The 14,340-nt window shown below is 54.3% G+C and carries 14 protein-coding genes; 5 read left to right on the top strand and 9 right to left on the bottom strand.

The genetic code is table 11. From position 1 onward, the window contains the following. Window positions 1-30: 30 nt before the first annotated feature. From ybaK to copA, 4 genes are all read right to left on the bottom strand, one after another. A complete protein-coding gene (gene ybaK / locus ACLJTG_RS11290; RefSeq protein WP_000186618.1) occupies window positions 31-510 on the bottom strand; it encodes a Cys-tRNA(Pro)/Cys-tRNA(Cys) deacylase YbaK in 480 nt (159 codons plus the stop codon). Between the two features lie 201 nt (window positions 511-711). Then, window positions 712-1,506 (bottom strand): TraB/GumN family protein, encoded by a 795-nt coding sequence (locus ACLJTG_RS11285; RefSeq protein WP_000421861.1) that lies wholly within the window; start codon window positions 1,504-1,506, stop codon window positions 712-714. A gap of 85 nt (window positions 1,507-1,591) precedes the next feature. Then, the gene (locus ACLJTG_RS11280; protein ID WP_023210788.1) at window positions 1,592-2,419 is read right to left on the bottom strand and encodes a lysozyme inhibitor LprI family protein; all 828 of its coding nucleotides are present in this window, start codon (window positions 2,417-2,419) and stop codon (window positions 1,592-1,594) included. Window positions 2,420-2,572: 153 nt separating this feature from the next. Then, window positions 2,573-5,074 carry a copper-exporting P-type ATPase CopA gene (copA, locus tag ACLJTG_RS11275; RefSeq protein WP_021000016.1) on the bottom strand — a complete coding sequence of 834 codons (2,502 nt, stop codon included), beginning with the start codon at window positions 5,072-5,074 and terminating at the stop codon, window positions 2,573-2,575. Window positions 5,075-5,183: 109 nt separating this feature from the next. On the opposite strand from copA, the gene cueR reads away from it, so the two are divergent. Then, window positions 5,184-5,600, top strand: a complete 417-nt coding sequence (gene cueR / locus ACLJTG_RS11270) for a Cu(I)-responsive transcriptional regulator (protein ID WP_001026760.1) — start codon at window positions 5,184-5,186, stop codon at window positions 5,598-5,600. Here cueR and ACLJTG_RS11265 read toward each other — a convergent pair whose 3' ends face one another. Together ACLJTG_RS11265 and ACLJTG_RS11260 are read right to left on the bottom strand one after the other, a co-directional pair. Beyond that, window positions 5,601-6,053: an NfeD family protein gene (locus ACLJTG_RS11265; protein WP_000561177.1), complete on the bottom strand. Its 453-nt coding sequence runs from the start codon at window positions 6,051-6,053 to the stop codon at window positions 5,601-5,603. It lies immediately after the preceding gene. Beyond that, complete coding sequence (locus ACLJTG_RS11260; protein ID WP_000906146.1) at window positions 6,050-6,967, bottom strand: SPFH domain-containing protein; 918 nt, start codon at window positions 6,965-6,967, stop codon at window positions 6,050-6,052. Before ACLJTG_RS11260 ends, ACLJTG_RS11265 begins: the two co-directional genes overlap by 4 nt. Window positions 6,968-7,113: 146 nt before the next feature. On the opposite strand from ACLJTG_RS11260, the gene fetA reads away from it, so the two are divergent. Continuing rightward, window positions 7,114-7,791, top strand: a complete 678-nt coding sequence (fetA, locus tag ACLJTG_RS11255) for an iron efflux ABC transporter ATP-binding subunit FetA (protein ID WP_000140197.1) — start codon at window positions 7,114-7,116, stop codon at window positions 7,789-7,791. Further along, the gene (gene fetB, locus ACLJTG_RS11250) at window positions 7,778-8,557 is read left to right on the top strand and encodes an iron efflux ABC transporter permease subunit FetB (protein WP_001002130.1); all 780 of its coding nucleotides are present in this window, start codon (window positions 7,778-7,780) and stop codon (window positions 8,555-8,557) included. The genes fetA and fetB overlap by 14 nt, the downstream gene beginning before the upstream one ends. 80 nt (window positions 8,558-8,637) lie before the next feature. Here fetB and cnoX read toward each other — a convergent pair whose 3' ends face one another. The 3 genes from cnoX to tesA all read right to left on the bottom strand — a co-directional run bounded on the left by cnoX (window position 8,638) and on the right by tesA (window position 11,091). Next, window positions 8,638-9,492, bottom strand: coding sequence for a chaperedoxin (gene cnoX / locus ACLJTG_RS11245; RefSeq protein WP_000116060.1), 855 nt, complete (start codon window positions 9,490-9,492; stop codon window positions 8,638-8,640). Window positions 9,493-9,551: 59 nt separating this feature from the next. After that, complete coding sequence (locus ACLJTG_RS11240; RefSeq protein WP_001172802.1) at window positions 9,552-10,322, bottom strand: SDR family oxidoreductase; 771 nt, start codon at window positions 10,320-10,322, stop codon at window positions 9,552-9,554. A gap of 154 nt (window positions 10,323-10,476) precedes the next feature. Further along, entirely contained in the window at window positions 10,477-11,091 is a 615-nt protein-coding gene (gene tesA / locus ACLJTG_RS11235; protein ID WP_001010574.1) for a multifunctional acyl-CoA thioesterase I/protease I/lysophospholipase L1, read from the bottom strand. On the opposite strand from tesA, the gene ybbA reads away from it, so the two are divergent. Together ybbA and ybbP are read left to right on the top strand one after the other, a co-directional pair. Continuing rightward, window positions 11,062-11,748, top strand: coding sequence for a putative ABC transporter ATP-binding protein YbbA (ybbA, locus tag ACLJTG_RS11230; protein ID WP_001110589.1), 687 nt, complete (start codon window positions 11,062-11,064; stop codon window positions 11,746-11,748). The genes tesA and ybbA overlap by 30 nt on opposite strands. Next, a complete protein-coding gene (gene ybbP / locus ACLJTG_RS11225; protein ID WP_021000017.1) occupies window positions 11,745-14,159 on the top strand; it encodes a putative ABC transporter permease subunit YbbP in 2,415 nt (804 codons plus the stop codon). The genes ybbA and ybbP overlap by 4 nt, the downstream gene beginning before the upstream one ends. Window positions 14,160-14,340 lie beyond the last annotated feature (181 nt).

The raw sequence follows: 14,340 nt of genomic DNA, 5'->3' as shown, positions 1-14,340 counted from the left end.
CCGCTATCCGGCAATGTATTTTACGCAGGCTTAATCCCGACGCGCGATATCAGCGAATTTAGCACCCAGGATGGCGGCCAAATCGTCAGCCGCCAGTTCAATATCCAGCCCGCGTTTACCACCGGAAACATAAATAGTGGCAAACGTGCGGGCTGGCGCGTCAATCAGCGTGGGCAGCCGTTTCTTCTGTCCCAGCGGACTGATCCCGCCGACCAGATATCCCGTGGTGCGTTGCGCCACCATCGGGTCGGCCATATCGACCTTTTTCGCGCCCAGAGCTTTGGCGACTTTTTTCAAATCCAGCTGTCCGGCTACAGGCGTCACGGCGACGGCCAGTTGCTTCATATCGCCATTCACGGCGACCAAAAGCGTTTTATACACCTGATCGGCGTTTAGCCCGAGCTTACGCACCACTTCATCGCCAAAGTTAGTTTCATTCGGATCGTGATCGTAGGTGTGAATGTTAAACGGAATCTTGTTTTTTTCGAGTAACTTAACTGCGGGTGTCATAACGTTCCTTCTTACTACAGACGTGATTTGCCATCAGCATACGCCCGAAAGCGGACTAAAAAATAGTATAATCTTGTGCATTAGGTCTTGGCAGTTGCGGCAACTTTGAGCGACAATCTGAAGATCCGAAGCGAAAGCGTCGGGATAATAATAACGATGAAATTCCTCTTTGACGGGCCAATAGCGATATTGGCCATTTTTTTATTTCAATATTTGCGGTAGGTTGCCTTCGCCGTACAGATGTAGCGCCCCTACGGCTACCACGTAGCGTCCCGGCGGCAGTGCCAGCAGCGCGTCGCGCCAGGCTTCATTGCGTTTCACCATCAGTACATCATACAGCGGCTGGCTAAACGTTCTGGGGAGCGAAGCGCCGACGCTGGTCGGCGGCTGCTCAAGCCACCAGCCGATCATCACCTGCAAAAGCCGTGCGTTGGTGTGCCAGTGCGTCAGCGTGTCGTCGAGCAGCGCCATCCCGCCATCGGGCAGATCGCAGAGTAGTTCGAGCTGGTGTTTCGCCCCTTCCAGCTCTTGCACCGGCAGCGACATTTCGCGGGCAGCCTGTAATAGCTGATAATCAATGCCATAGTCCGGACGCAATCCCAGCCGTTGCGCCTGCGTGGCCTGTAGCACCATAGCTATCTGCCATAAAGGTTGATTATCAAAATGGATCAGCGGCATACCCAACTCGCTGACCCGTTTTTCCAGTGCGCTTAACTGCCCGGCGCTGAGACGTTCGACCAACGGCGGGCATTTGGGGAGATTGCTGAATGGCGTTTCGTTACCAGAAATATCCGCTTCAACGACCAGCGCGTCGGCCTGGCGTAGCTTTTTCACCAGCTTTGCTGGAAGAGGAGCCATATCGCGCGTCCCCATATGAATACTGCCAACCAGATGCAGATGACGACCGCCGGGCAGGGAGAGATCGATAGCAGGCCAACTATTTGGGGTACCACGCAGCGCGCGCCATAAACGTTTAAGTTGATTTAATAACTCCATACGCGCTCCCTTTGAAAAAGCTCATGCTAGCGCGTTGGAGAAAAGGGCGCAATGCGCCCTGACGGGACGTCAACGATCGGTCGGGTTATTCGCTGCCGTCGAGATAGGCCGTTCTGGCGATGGTCATTTCAAGCTGGCATTTATAAATACTGATGCGCTTTTCAGCAGGTATGGCCTCGGATTTTGCATCGCTAAGTTTGCCGCACTGCTGCTCTTTTTTGGTCACCCAGACTCGCTGCTCTTGTTTTAATGCCGTTCGGGCAGAGGCGGGTAGCGATTTCCAGACCTGATTAAGCTCGCGATCTCTACTCTCAAATTTCTTTGCTGCGATTTCAATCAGTGAGTTATTTTTTTTCTTTATAATGCTATCACCAGATACCGTCATTCTTGCCATTACATAAATAGATCGCGCCAATTTATCGGTTTTTTGCACAGAGGTGACAACAATATCTTTGTTGTTGTCTGCTAGCTGAATATTGTAGTTAACCTGTTTCCAGGTCACCGTATTGTTTATTACCTGTCCATCCCCTTGTGAAATATAGAATAGAGTATTTGGTAAGTCTTTCATTAATTTAAATAATGGCTGAGGAATACCCATGGCGACGGTAGCCGAGCAAGTTCGTAGGTTGGCATTTTCTGGTTGAGGGTTCTGCGTTATTACATCACTGAATTGAACAGGAATAGCCCGGAGTTGCTGCTCGTATTGAGTCTGGGGGATATCGAAGAAAAGCGTGGAGGGCTCTTTAATATAGTCTTGCTGTAAACGACCTAATGCTTCATTGTAAATCCATTCTTTTGCCGCCGTGACTGCATTATCGTTGCCACATTTTAACTCTGGAGTGGAATCAAATAACCCTGCATAACTGACGGCGGGAGAAAGCAGGAAAAGAAGCGCAACTGCTTTTCTAAACATAAATAACACATCCTTATGATTCAAAAAAACATTATAAAATGTTGTTTTTTATTTTTCTATAGGATGTGCGGTTAAATTTTTATATATTGATACGGTAAATTACTGATGACTTAATAATATATCAGGCAGCTGATGCTGCCTGATATAGACTTTTTACGCTTTCGGTTTAAAACGCAATAGCCGGTTGGCATTGCTGACGACGGTAATGGAAGACAGCGCCATTGCCGCGCCCGCTACTACCGGGTTTAACAAGGTACCGGTAAACGGCCACAGAATACCGGCGGCCACCGGGATACCAATGCTGTTGTAGATAAATGCGCCAAGCAGGTTTTGCTTCATATTGCGCAACGTCGCGCGCGAAATGGCCAGCGCATCCGCCACGCCCATCAGACTATGGCGCATCAGCGTAATCGCCGCGGTTTCAATCGCCACATCACTGCCGCCGCCCATCGCGATACCGACGTCCGCCTGCGCCAGCGCGGGCGCATCGTTGATACCATCGCCGACCATCGCAACCTGACGACCCTGGCTTTGCAGACGTTTAATCGCATCGGCTTTGCCATCCGGCAGAACGCCCGCAATCACTTCATCAATGCCCGCTTCTTTGGCAATCGCGTTAGCCGTCGTTGGGTTATCCCCGGTGAGCATTACCAGACGGTATCCGGCGTTGTGCAGGCGTTCAAGCGCGGCAATACTATCGCTGCGCAATGGATCGCGTACCGCCAGTAACGCCGCCGCTTTACCGTCAATCGCCAGCAGGACCGGAGTCGAGCCTTGCGAGGCCTGCGCGGTGATTTCCGCCGTCATGTCATCCGTGGCGACGTGCTGTTCGTTCAGCAACGCCTGGTTCCCCAGAAGCAGTTGATGACCTTCCGCTTCACCGCTGACGCCCAGTCCGCGCAGCGTTCTGAAACCGTTCACCTGCGGCAGTTTATCATCGCCGGCTTTTTCCAGAATCGCATGGGCCAGCGGGTGGCTGGAGCCTTGTTCGAGCGCGGCAGCCAGACGTAATGCCTGAGCTTCCTCAACGCCGTTAAAGGTTTTTATCGCCACCACTTGCGGCTTGCCTTCCGTCAGCGTCCCGGTTTTATCAAAAACGAGGGTATCCAACGTACTGGCGCGTTGCAGGGCATCGGCGTCGCGTACCAGCACGCCGAATTCGGCAGCGCGGCCTACGCCGGAAATAATCGACATTGGCGTCGCCAGGCCTAATGCGCAAGGGCAGGCGATAATCAGTACGGTGGTGGCGATGACCAGCGTATAAACAATTTGCGGCGCCGGCCCGAAGAAATACCAGATAGCGGCGCTGAACAGCGCAATGGCCACGACGACGGGAACGAATACCGCGGAGATTTTATCGGCCAGTTGGCCAATTTCCGGTTTACTGCTCTGCGCCTGGCGTACCATGCGAATAATGCGTGACAGCGTGGTATGACTGCCCACCGCGCTGGCGCGGAACAGGACGCTGCCGTCCTGGACGACGGTGCCGGCATGAACGCTGTCGCCTTCGCCTTTTTGCTGCGGAATGGGTTCGCCGGTCAGCATGGCTTCATCAAGCCACGCTTCGCCCTGGGTAATTTCGCCATCCACCGGCACGCGATCGCCGGTAGTGAGCCGCAGCAGCATCCTGGGCTGAACGTCCGCCAGCGGGACGCTTTTTTCGCCGTCTTCTGTCACTACGCGTGCGGTGGGCGGGGTGAGATCGAGTAATTTTTCCAGCGCTTTTGAGGAACGCTGACGGGCGCGCGCTTCCAGCATGTGTCCGAGATTAATCAGACCGATAATCATCGCGCTGGCTTCGTAATAGAGGTGCCGTGCTTCCATCGGGAACCACTGCGGCCACAGGTTGACACTCATGGAGTAGAGCCAGGCGACCCCGGTGCCGAGCGCCACCAGCGTATCCATCGTCGCCGTGCCGTTCAGCAGGCTTTTCCACGCGTTACGGTAAAAGTGACCGCCCGCAAAGACCATCACCGCAAGCGTGATCAGGCCAATAGCCAGCCACAGGCTGCGGTTGTCGCCGGTCACCATCATGTTATCGCCGATCATCCCCCAGACCATGACCGGTATACCGACCGCCAGGGCGACGATGGCCTGCCAGCGAAAACGTTTCATGGTGGCGATGGCGGTTTCCTGCTGGCGCTCGCGGCGTTTGATGTCATCTTCAATCGCCTCTGCGCCGTAGCCGGCTTTTTCCACCGCCTGCACTAAATCAGCGGCGGACGCGCTGCCCATCACCAGCGCAGTGCGTTCCGCCAGGTTTACCCGTGCCTGCGTGACGCCCGGTACGCTTTGTAGCGCATGTTGTACGCGGGTGACACAACTGGCGCAGCTCATGCCGCTTAACAGCAACTGTTGGCTTTCTTCATCGGCCGTCGCTACCGGAAGCTCATGAGGAACCGCTGCCAGTGCTTCCGACGGGATTGATGACTCCGTCAGCGGTTTAGCCTTTGGGTGGCTTAACGTCGCGCCATACCCGGCTTGTTTGATGGTTTCAATTAACGCGTCCGCACTGGCGGTACCGGTAACGTGCGCTTCGGTTACGGTGACGTCCGCCAGCTCAACATCCGGACGTTGTTCAAGACTTTCTTTCACGCGTTTAACGCAATGACCGCAGGACAAACCGTCCAGGGTCAGGTCGATAGTTTGAGACATAGTAAAAACTCCTTTATGATTGGTCATCAATTCATTGACCTTAGTAATCGTAGTGACTCACTGTGATAAAGGTTAAACCTTCCAGCAAGGTTAAGGTCAAGGGGGAAATATGAATATTAGCGATGTGGCGAAAAAAACCGGTTTAACCAGCAAAGCCATTCGGTTTTATGAAGAGAAAGGGCTGGTGACGCCGCCATTACGTAGCGAAAATGGTTATCGCACCTACACGCAGAAGCATTTAAACGAGCTGACGTTGCTGCGACAGGCGAGGCAGGTGGGGTTTAATCTGGAAGAGTGTGGCGAACTGGTCAATCTGTTTAACGATCCGCGACGCCATAGCGCAGATGTGAAAAAGCGGACGCTGGAAAAGGTCGCGGAGATCGAGCGCCATATCAGCGAGCTGCAATCAATGCGCGATCAACTGTTGGCGCTGGCGGAGAGTTGTCCCGGCGATGACAGCGCCGACTGCCCGATTATTGATAATCTTTCCGGCTGCTGTCATCACAAGGCGCAAAAGCCACGTTGATTAAACGGCACGAATGCGTAAGGTGATGCCTTCCACGGCGATCACTTCGACATGCGTACCTGCGCGCAGGTCTTCGTCAGCGCATACCGGCCACGAGCTGTCGCCGACACGCATATGACCCCGTCCGTTCACTAACGCGGCATCAAGCATAAACCGGCGGCCTACCAGTTGTTGTCCGCGTTGGTTAAGGCGGCTGTCGGTCGGCTTCTGTTCCCGCACGCGACGCGCCAGCCAGCGCCACCAAAGCCAGGCCGCCAGCAACGTTAAGGCCGCAAACAGCACGCCCTGCCATTCCCAGCCGAGCGGTAAGAGCCAGACGGTTAAGCCGGTAATCACTGCCGCCACGCCGCTCCACAGCAAATAGCCGTTACCGCCGAGCATTTCCGCAGCCAACAACAGGCCGCCGAGGCTAAGCCAGAAGATATGCGGATGTACCAGAATCATCGCTATCATGCTTTTTTCCGTTCGCTGGCGCTGTCCTTAACCAGCTCGCTGATCCCGGCGATAGCGCCCATCAGACTGCTGGCATCCAGCGGCATCATGACCACTTTGCTGTTATTCGCCGAGCCGATTTGCTGTAACGCTTCGGTGTATTTTTGCGCCACGAAGTAGTTTATCGCCTGAATATCCCCGGCGGCGATGGCTTCAGATACCATCTGCGTAGCGCGGGCTTCCGCTTCGGCGGAGCGTTCGCGCGCTTCCGCCTGCAGGAAAGCGGACTGACGTTCGCCTTCTGCTTTCAGAATCTGCGACTGTTTTTCCCCCTCGGCTTTCAGGATTTCCGCCTGACGTACCCCTTCGGCCTCAAGGATATAGGCGCGTTTGGTACGTTCCGCTTTCATCTGGGCGTTCATAGAGGAGATCAATTCCGCGGGCGGGCGGACATCGCGAATTTCGATACGGGTAACTTTAATTCCCCACGGATTGGTGGCTTCATCGACAATATGCAGCAGCCGCGTGTTGATGCTGTCGCGCTGGGAGAGCATTTCATCCAGCTCCATCGAGCCGAGCACCGTACGGATATTGGTCATGGTCAGGTTAATGATTGCCAGTTCCAGGTTACTGACTTCATAGGCGGCGCGCGGCGCATCGATAACCTGAATAAAACAGACCGCATCGATAGTGACGTTGGCGTTATCTTTTGAGATCACCTCCTGCGACGGAATATCCAGCACTTGCTCCATCATATTGATCTTGCGGCCAATTCTGTCCATAAACGGTACAACAAGGCTTAATCCCGGCTGCAGGGTTTTGGTGTAACGTCCAAAGCGCTCCACCGTCCACTGGTACCCCTGCGGAACGATTTTGACGCCCGCGCCGACGATCACCAGCGCGACGAAAATGAGAATAGGGATAAGAATGAGCATAGCTAAACCTCCTGTTGCGTTGTCCATAAACCGATTTTGCTGACGAATTAAGCGAATTATACCTGATTCAGTAAAGCATGTTCCCCCCTTATTAATTACAGGGATACACTATCGCTATAAAAATATGAACAACGGATGCGCAATAAATGACAGAACGTAGCATGTTGCTTGAGTTAAAGCAGGTCGGTTACCGGACTGCGACGACAAAAATAGTGAATAACATCAGTTTTACGCTGCAACGCGGCGAATTTAAGTTAATTACCGGTCCTTCTGGCTGCGGAAAAAGTACGTTGTTGAAAATGGTGGCCTCGTTAATAAGCCCTGATATCGGCGTGATTCTTTTTGAGGGGCAGGATATTACTACTCTGAGTCCGGAAGACTATCGCCAGCAGGTTTCTTATTGCGCTCAGACGCCAGCGCTATTTGGCGATACGGTTTACGATAACCTGATTTTTCCCTGGCAAATTCGCCATCAGCGCCCGCAGCCGACAGCCTTCGCAGACGATCTGGCGCGTTTTGAACTGCCGGAGACGATTCTGCAAAAACCGATTGCCGCGCTTTCCGGCGGGGAAAAACAGCGTATTGCTCTAATTCGTAATCTACAGTTTCTGCCGAAAATACTGTTACTCGACGAAATAACCAGCGCGCTGGATGAACATAACAAACGGAATGTGAATGATATTATTCATCGCTATGTTCGCGATAAGCAGGTCGCTGTCTTGTGGGTAACGCATGATAAAGATGAAATTCAACACGCGGATAAGGTGATAACGTTAACGCCATCTGCCGGAGAGATGCAGGAGGCGCGTTATGAACGAGCATAATATTACCAATACCTCGCTGGCGTTATCGATGCTGCTGGTGGTGGTCGCGATGCTCATCAGTCACAAGGAAAAGCTGGCGCTGGAAAAAGATATTCTGTGGAGCGTATGCCGGGCGGTGATACAGCTCATTATTGTCGGCTATGTACTGAAATACATCTTTGGCGTTAATCATGCCGCCCTGACGCTGCTGATGGTGCTGTTCATCTGTTTTAACGCCGCCTGGAACGCGCAAAAGCGCAGTAAATATATCGATAAGGCATTTCTCTCCTCGTTTATCGCCATCACCGTCGGCGCCGGACTAACGCTGACGGTACTGGTGCTTACCGGTTCGATTGAATTTGCGCCGATGCAGGTGATTCCCATCGCTGGCATGGTCGCCGGCAATGCGATGGTGGCGGTAGGGCTGTGCTACAACCAACTGGGGCTGCGTTTTCACAGCGAGCAGCAGCAAATCCAGGAAAAATTAAGTTTGGGCGCAACGCCGAAAATGGCCTCCGCCGGGCTTATCCGCGATAGTATCCGCGCATCGCTTATCCCGACGATCGACTCGGCAAAGACCGTTGGGCTGGTGAGCCTGCCGGGGATGATGTCCGGGCTGATTTTTGCCGGGATCGATCCGGTAAAAGCGATTAAATATCAAATTATGGTAACGTTTATGCTGTTGTCGACAGCCAGCCTGTCTACCATCATTGCCTGCTATTTAACCTACCGGAAGTTCTATAATTCGCGTCATCAGTTGGTAGTGATGCCGCTCAAGAAATCATGATAGTTGCCGGATGATGGCGCGCTTATCCGGCCTGAGGACGACAGGTAGGCCAGATAAGCGCGCCATCAGGCAAGAGAGGATTAATACAGTAGCGCGTACAACTGGCGGCGGTATTTCGACGCCAGCGCGTCGCCGGTGCCGAGCGCGGCAAGGATCTCCTGGAAGGTTTTGCGCGTTTGTCCCTCGGCGGCGGCAAGATCTTTTCTCAGATGGCTGAACAGCAATTCCAGCGCTTCTTCATTACGTCCGACCTGGTGCAACTGCAACGCCAGTTGCGTTGCCAAAGCCGCATCCTGCGGATTCTCCGCGACTTGCTGCTGAAGTTGCTGAATTTCCGGCGTATCCGCCGCCTGTTTAAGCAGTTCGATCTGCGCAACCAGCCCCTGGTAACGGGTATCCTGATCCTGTAGCGGTATAGTTTTTAATACCGCTTCGGCCTCTTCAGAGCGGTTTAGAGCAATTTGCGCTTCCGCCAGTAACAGGCCAATCTCACTGTTCTGCGAAGAGAGCTGCCAGGCGTCTTTGAGCAACGGCAGCGCGTCAATGTAGTTGCCCTCCTGCATTAACTGCATCGCTTGTTGCGCTTTTAGCTCTTCTTCGCGCGGCAGTACTTTATCCAGCAGAGCGCGGATCGCCTCTTCCGGCTGCGGCCCCTGGAAACCATCGACCGGTTGGCCATTCTGGAACAGATAGACTGTCGGGATGGCGCGCAGCCCAAACTGAGCGGCGATCATCTGTTCGGCGTCGCAGTCCAGCTTTGCCAGAATAAACTGACCGTGGTACTGGGCAGCCAGACTTTCCAGCACTGGCGTTAATTGCAGACAGTGTTGGCTGCGTTCAGACCAGAAATAGAACAGTACCGGCGTGGTCATGGACTGCTCTAAGGTCTGCTGCAGGTTGGATTCATTAATATTGACAATGTTCTGTACGGACATGGCGTCGCTCTCTTTTGTCTGTGTCACGTTTACATGGGGGCTGACGGGCGCGCTTCAACTCAGCTTTGTAAAATTTTATCCAGCATCCGGCCCGGCAATATGCGTTTCAGCGCCATCACCGCCCAGGTGACCAGCGTAACGGGATAGCGCAGCCTGGGTTTATCGCTTGCAAAAGCATGACGTACTTTCGCTACTACCGCGTCAGGATCGCGGGTGAAACGTGCGGCGATGCCGGGATTTTCTACCGGTTTATCACGCTGCGTCTGGTTAACGTTATCCGTAAAACGGGTACGAATCGGCCCCGGTTCTATCAGGCTCACTTTAATGCCTGTGTGCCGTAGCTCCATACGTAGCGCGTCAGACCAGGCTTCGAGCGCATACTTGCTGGCGGCATAAGCGCCGCGCCCTGGGGTGGAAATCAGCCCCATCACCGATGAGGTCATCACAATGCGTCCTTCGCCATGCGGCAACATGGCGGGAAGTAAGCGCATGGTAAGCTGATGCGCGCCGAAAAAATTACTGGAAAACTGTTGCTCCATCTGCTCACGGCTGATGGTAGAAAGGGGGCCATACACGCCGTAGCCGGCATTGTTAAAGATCCCATACAGACGATTATCGGTCAGGGCGATCACTTCATCGGCGGCACGATCCACGCTTTCAGGGGAGTCGAGATCGATCAACACGCCGGTAAATCCCATACTGTTCATCCGGGCGACATCATCAGGTTTGCGGCAGCCCGCCAGGATTTGAAAGCCCTGGCGTTTAAGTTCAAGCGCGCTGTCCAGACCGATTCCGCTGGAACATCCTGTTATTAAGACCGATTTTTGCATAACTTTACCTGTCAGGATCTCCGTTGATTTAAGAGTCGTGGTTAACTATATCCGTCATACTTCAAGTTGCCTGTGCGTTCGTTTACTCCAGTCACATAGGTATCTATGCTCCTGGAAATTCTCTTACGTGCCGCCTTCATGCAACTCGAATTATTCAGGAGAGAAAAGGGGTCAACTGCTTCGCCATCCAGTCGGCAATAAACGGCTGGGCGTCGCGGTTGGGATGAATGCCGTCATCCTGCATCCACTGCGGTTTCAGATATACCTCTTCCATAAAAAACGGTAACAGAGGAATATCGAACTCTTTGGCGAGCTTAGGATAAATGGCGCTAAAGGATTCATTATAACGGCGACCGTAGTTAGCGGGCAGATGAATTTGCATCAGTAACGGTTGGGCATCGGCGGCTTTCACCGTCTGAATGATTTTACGTAGCGTCTGTTCGGTTTGCGCAGGCGCAAAACCGCGTAGGCCATCGTTGCCGCCAAGTTCCACCACTACCCAGCGCGGGTGATGCTGTTGCAACAGCGCCGGCAAACGCGCCAGTCCCTGCTGCGAGGTATCTCCGCTTATACTGGCATTAACGACCGACGTTTTGTTTTGCCATTTATCATTAAGGAGCGACGGCCATGCCGCGCTGGCGGCCATACGGTAACCGGCGCTGAGGCTATCGCCCAGAATTAATAAGGTGTCTGCGGCGGCGGCACGGAAAGTTAACAGGATCAAAAACAGGAAGGGCAAATGCCAGCGGAAAACAGTGTTGAAGTTCATCGTCTCAGGAAGTCCGTCGGTCAGGGTGAGCATGAGCTTTCCATCCTTACCGGAGTTGAACTGGTTGTCAAACGCGGCGAAACCATTGCGCTGATTGGCGAATCAGGATCGGGAAAATCTACGCTGCTGGCGATTCTCGCCGGACTGGATGACGGCAGTAGCGGAGAGGTCAGACTGGTCGGGAAACCGCTTCACCAGATGGACGAAGAGGCGCGGGCGCAGCTTCGCGCTCAGCATGTCGGTTTTGTTTTTCAATCCTTCATGCTTATTCCTACGCTTAACGCGCTGGAAAACGTTGAGCTACCGGCCCTGCTACGCGGTGAAAACAGCGGTCAGAGTAAGGCGGGGGCGAAAGCGCTGCTCGAACAACTGGGACTGGGAAAACGGCTTGACCACCTTCCGGCACAGCTTTCCGGCGGCGAACAGCAGCGCGTAGCGCTGGCGCGCGCGTTTAACGGGCGTCCTGATGTGCTGTTTGCCGATGAGCCGACGGGCAACCTTGACCGTCAGACCGGAGATAAAATCGCTGACCTGCTATTTTCGCTTAACCGCGAACACGGCACCACGCTGATTCTGGTGACGCACGACCCGGCGCTGGCGGCGCGCTGCGACCGGCGGCTGCGGTTGGTCAACGGTCAGTTACAGGAGGAGGCATGATAGCTCGCTGGTTCTGGCGCGAATGGCGCTCGCCGTCGCTGATTATTGTCTGGCTGGCGTTGAGTCTGGCGGTGGCCTGCGTACTGGCGCTCGGCAGTATCAGCGACCGGATGGAAAAAGGGTTAAGTCAGCAAAGCCGCGAGTTTATGGCAGGCGATCGGACGCTGCAAAGTTCGCGAGAGGTACCGAAGGCCTGGCTTGAAGAGGCGCGTAAACGCGGCCTTAACGTGGGCGAGCAGTTAACCTTTGCGACCATGACGTTTGCCGGCGATACGCCGCAACTGGCCAGCGTGAAGGCAGTGGATAGCGTTTATCCGATGTACGGCGAATTGCAAACCCGTCCAGGCGGAGTGAAACCGCAGCCGGGTAGCGTACTGCTGGCGCCGCGTCTGATGGCGCTGCTTAATTTGAAAACGGGCGATACCATTGATGTCGGCGACGTGACCTTGCGTATTGCCGGTGAAGTGGTGCAGGAGCCGGATTCCGGGTTTAACCCTTTTCAGATGGCGCCGCGTCTGATGATGAATATGGCCGATGTGGCAAAAACCGGTGCGATACAGCCGGGGAGTCGCGTGATGTGGAGGTATAAATTCGGCGGAACGCCGCAACAGCTTGCTGGCTATGAAAGCTGGCTGTTACCGCAGCTTAAACCGGAACATCGCTGGTACGGACTGGAGCAGGATGACGGGGCATTGGGGAAATCGCTCGAACGTTCGCAGCAGTTTTTGCTGCTTTCGGCGTTATTAACGCTACTGCTGGCGGTAGCTGCCGTCGCGGTGGCGATGAGCCATTACTGCCGTAGCCGCTACGATCTGGTGGCGATTTTAAAAACGTTGGGCGCGGGCCGGGCCCAGTTGCGTAAACTTATCATCGGACAGTGGTTGATGGTGCTGGGGCTTTCCGCCGTCACGGGAGGCGCGATTGGGTTACTGTTTGAAAACATATTGCTGGTGCTGCTAAAACCGGTATTGCCCGCCGATTTGCCGCCCGCCAGCCTGTGGCCCTGGCTGTGGGCGCTGGGCGCGATGACGGTCATCTCTCTGCTGGTCGGTTTACGGCCTTATCGATTGTTGCTGGCGACCCAGCCGCTACGGGTGCTGCGCCGCGATGTTGTCGCTCGCGTCTGGCCGTTAAAAATTTATTTGCCTGTCGCCTGCGCCGTCGTGGTGGCGCTGCTCGCCGGATTGATGGGCGGAAGTATGCTGTTGTGGGCGGTTCTGGCGGGCGCCGTGATACTGGCGCTGCTGTGCGGTCTGGTGGGCTGGATGCTGCTTAACGTGCTGCGCGGCATGACGTTGACGTCGCTACCGCTGCGTCTGGCCGTCAGCCGACTTCTGCGTCAGCCGTGGTCAACGTTGAGTCAGCTTTCGGCGTTTTCGCTTTCGTTTATGCTGCTGGCGCTCTTGCTGGTGCTGCGCGGCGACCTCCTTGATCGCTGGCAACAGCAGCTCCCGCCGGAAAGCCCGAACTATTTCCTTATCAATATTGCTTCAGAGCAGGTCGCGCCGTTGAAAGCCTTTTTGGCGGAACATCAGGTGATCTCGCAGACGTTTTATCCGATTGTGCGGGCGCGGTTAACGAAGATAAACGGTAATCCGACGGAAGGTCAGCAGGATGAGTCACTCAACCGTGAACTGAATTTGACCTGGCAGGATACGCGCCCGGCGCATAATCCGCTGGTCGCCGGTCACTGGCCGCCAAAACCGGGCGAAGTCTCCATGGAAGAGGGGCTGGCGAAGCGGCTGAACGTCAAACTCGGCGATAGCGTAACCTTTATGGGCGATACCCAGGCGTTTAGCGCTAAAGTCACCAGCCTGCGTCAAGTGGACTGGGAAAGCCTGCGGCCCAACTTTTTCTTCATTTTTCCTTCCGGGGCGCTGGACGGGCAACCACAAAGTTGGTTGACCAGTTTTCGCTGGGAGAATGGCAACGGCATGTTAACGCAGCTTAACCGCGAGTTTCCTACCGTCAGCCTGTTAGATATCGGGGCGATCCTGAAACAGGTGGGACAGGTGCTGGAGCAGGTCAGTCGGGCGCTGGAGGTGATGGTTGTGCTAGTCACCCTCTGCGGCATGTTGCTATTACTGGCCCAGGTACAGGTCGGGATGCGTCAGCGCCATCAGGAGCTGGTGGTGTGGCGCACATTAGGAGCCGGAAAGAAACTGTTGCGTACCACACTCTGGTGCGAATTCGCCATGCTGGGGTTAGTTGCCGGGCTGGTCGCCGCGATTGGCGCGGAGACGGCGCTGGCGATCTTACAAATCAACGTTTTTGATTTCCCCTGGGAGCCGGACTGGCGTTTATGGGTCGCACTGCCGTTTTGCGGCGCGCTGCTGCTTTCCGTATGCGGCGGCTGGCTTGGCGTTCGTTTGCTGAAAGGCAAAGCGCTATTCCGACAGTTTAACGGATGATTCATGATGTGAATAATTTCGCGCCGGTTTTTAAAACGGCGCGTACTTTATTTAGTCGCACAAATTGCTAACTCCTTGATTTTTAGTAGCACAAATCATTAAAAAATACACAACACGTAAGGTTTTATAACAGTTATTATTTGCCTGCTAAATGATTTGGATTGGCTATCTATCAAGGAAA

The organism is Salmonella sp. SAL00672 (genome assembly GCF_046552175.1).
Lineage (GTDB): Bacteria > Pseudomonadota > Gammaproteobacteria > Enterobacterales > Enterobacteriaceae > Salmonella > Salmonella enterica.
The sequence above is the reverse complement of the archived record's forward strand: the minus strand, read 5'-3'. Positions and strand labels throughout refer to the sequence as shown.

Excerpts from the sequence above, each read along its gene's own strand:
- ACLJTG_RS11285 (WP_000421861.1), bottom strand. The coding sequence starts at position 1,506 with ATGGAGTTATTAAATCAACTTAAACGTTTATGGCGCGCGCTGCGTGGT.
- ybbA (WP_001110589.1), top strand. The coding sequence starts at position 11,062 with ATGCCAGCGGAAAACAGTGTTGAAGTTCATCGTCTCAGGAAGTCCGTC.
- ACLJTG_RS11280 (WP_023210788.1), bottom strand. The coding sequence starts at position 2,419 with ATGTTTAGAAAAGCAGTTGCGCTTCTTTTCCTGCTTTCTCCCGCCGTC.
- ybaK (WP_000186618.1), bottom strand. The coding sequence starts at position 510 with ATGACACCCGCAGTTAAGTTACTCGAAAAAAACAAGATTCCGTTTAAC.
- ACLJTG_RS11260 (WP_000906146.1), bottom strand. The coding sequence starts at position 6,967 with ATGCTCATTCTTATCCCTATTCTCATTTTCGTCGCGCTGGTGATCGTC.
- ACLJTG_RS11240 (WP_001172802.1), bottom strand. The coding sequence starts at position 10,322 with ATGCAAAAATCGGTCTTAATAACAGGATGTTCCAGCGGAATCGGTCTG.
- ybbP (WP_021000017.1), top strand. The coding sequence starts at position 11,745 with ATGATAGCTCGCTGGTTCTGGCGCGAATGGCGCTCGCCGTCGCTGATT.
- fetB (WP_001002130.1), top strand. The coding sequence starts at position 7,778 with ATGAACGAGCATAATATTACCAATACCTCGCTGGCGTTATCGATGCTG.
- tesA (WP_001010574.1), bottom strand. The coding sequence starts at position 11,091 with ATGAACTTCAACACTGTTTTCCGCTGGCATTTGCCCTTCCTGTTTTTG.
- ACLJTG_RS11265 (WP_000561177.1), bottom strand. The coding sequence starts at position 6,053 with ATGATAGCGATGATTCTGGTACATCCGCATATCTTCTGGCTTAGCCTC.
- fetA (WP_000140197.1), top strand. The coding sequence starts at position 7,114 with ATGACAGAACGTAGCATGTTGCTTGAGTTAAAGCAGGTCGGTTACCGG.
- cnoX (WP_000116060.1), bottom strand. The coding sequence starts at position 9,492 with ATGTCCGTACAGAACATTGTCAATATTAATGAATCCAACCTGCAGCAG.
- cueR (WP_001026760.1), top strand. The coding sequence starts at position 5,184 with ATGAATATTAGCGATGTGGCGAAAAAAACCGGTTTAACCAGCAAAGCC.
- copA (WP_021000016.1), bottom strand. The coding sequence starts at position 5,074 with ATGTCTCAAACTATCGACCTGACCCTGGACGGTTTGTCCTGCGGTCAT.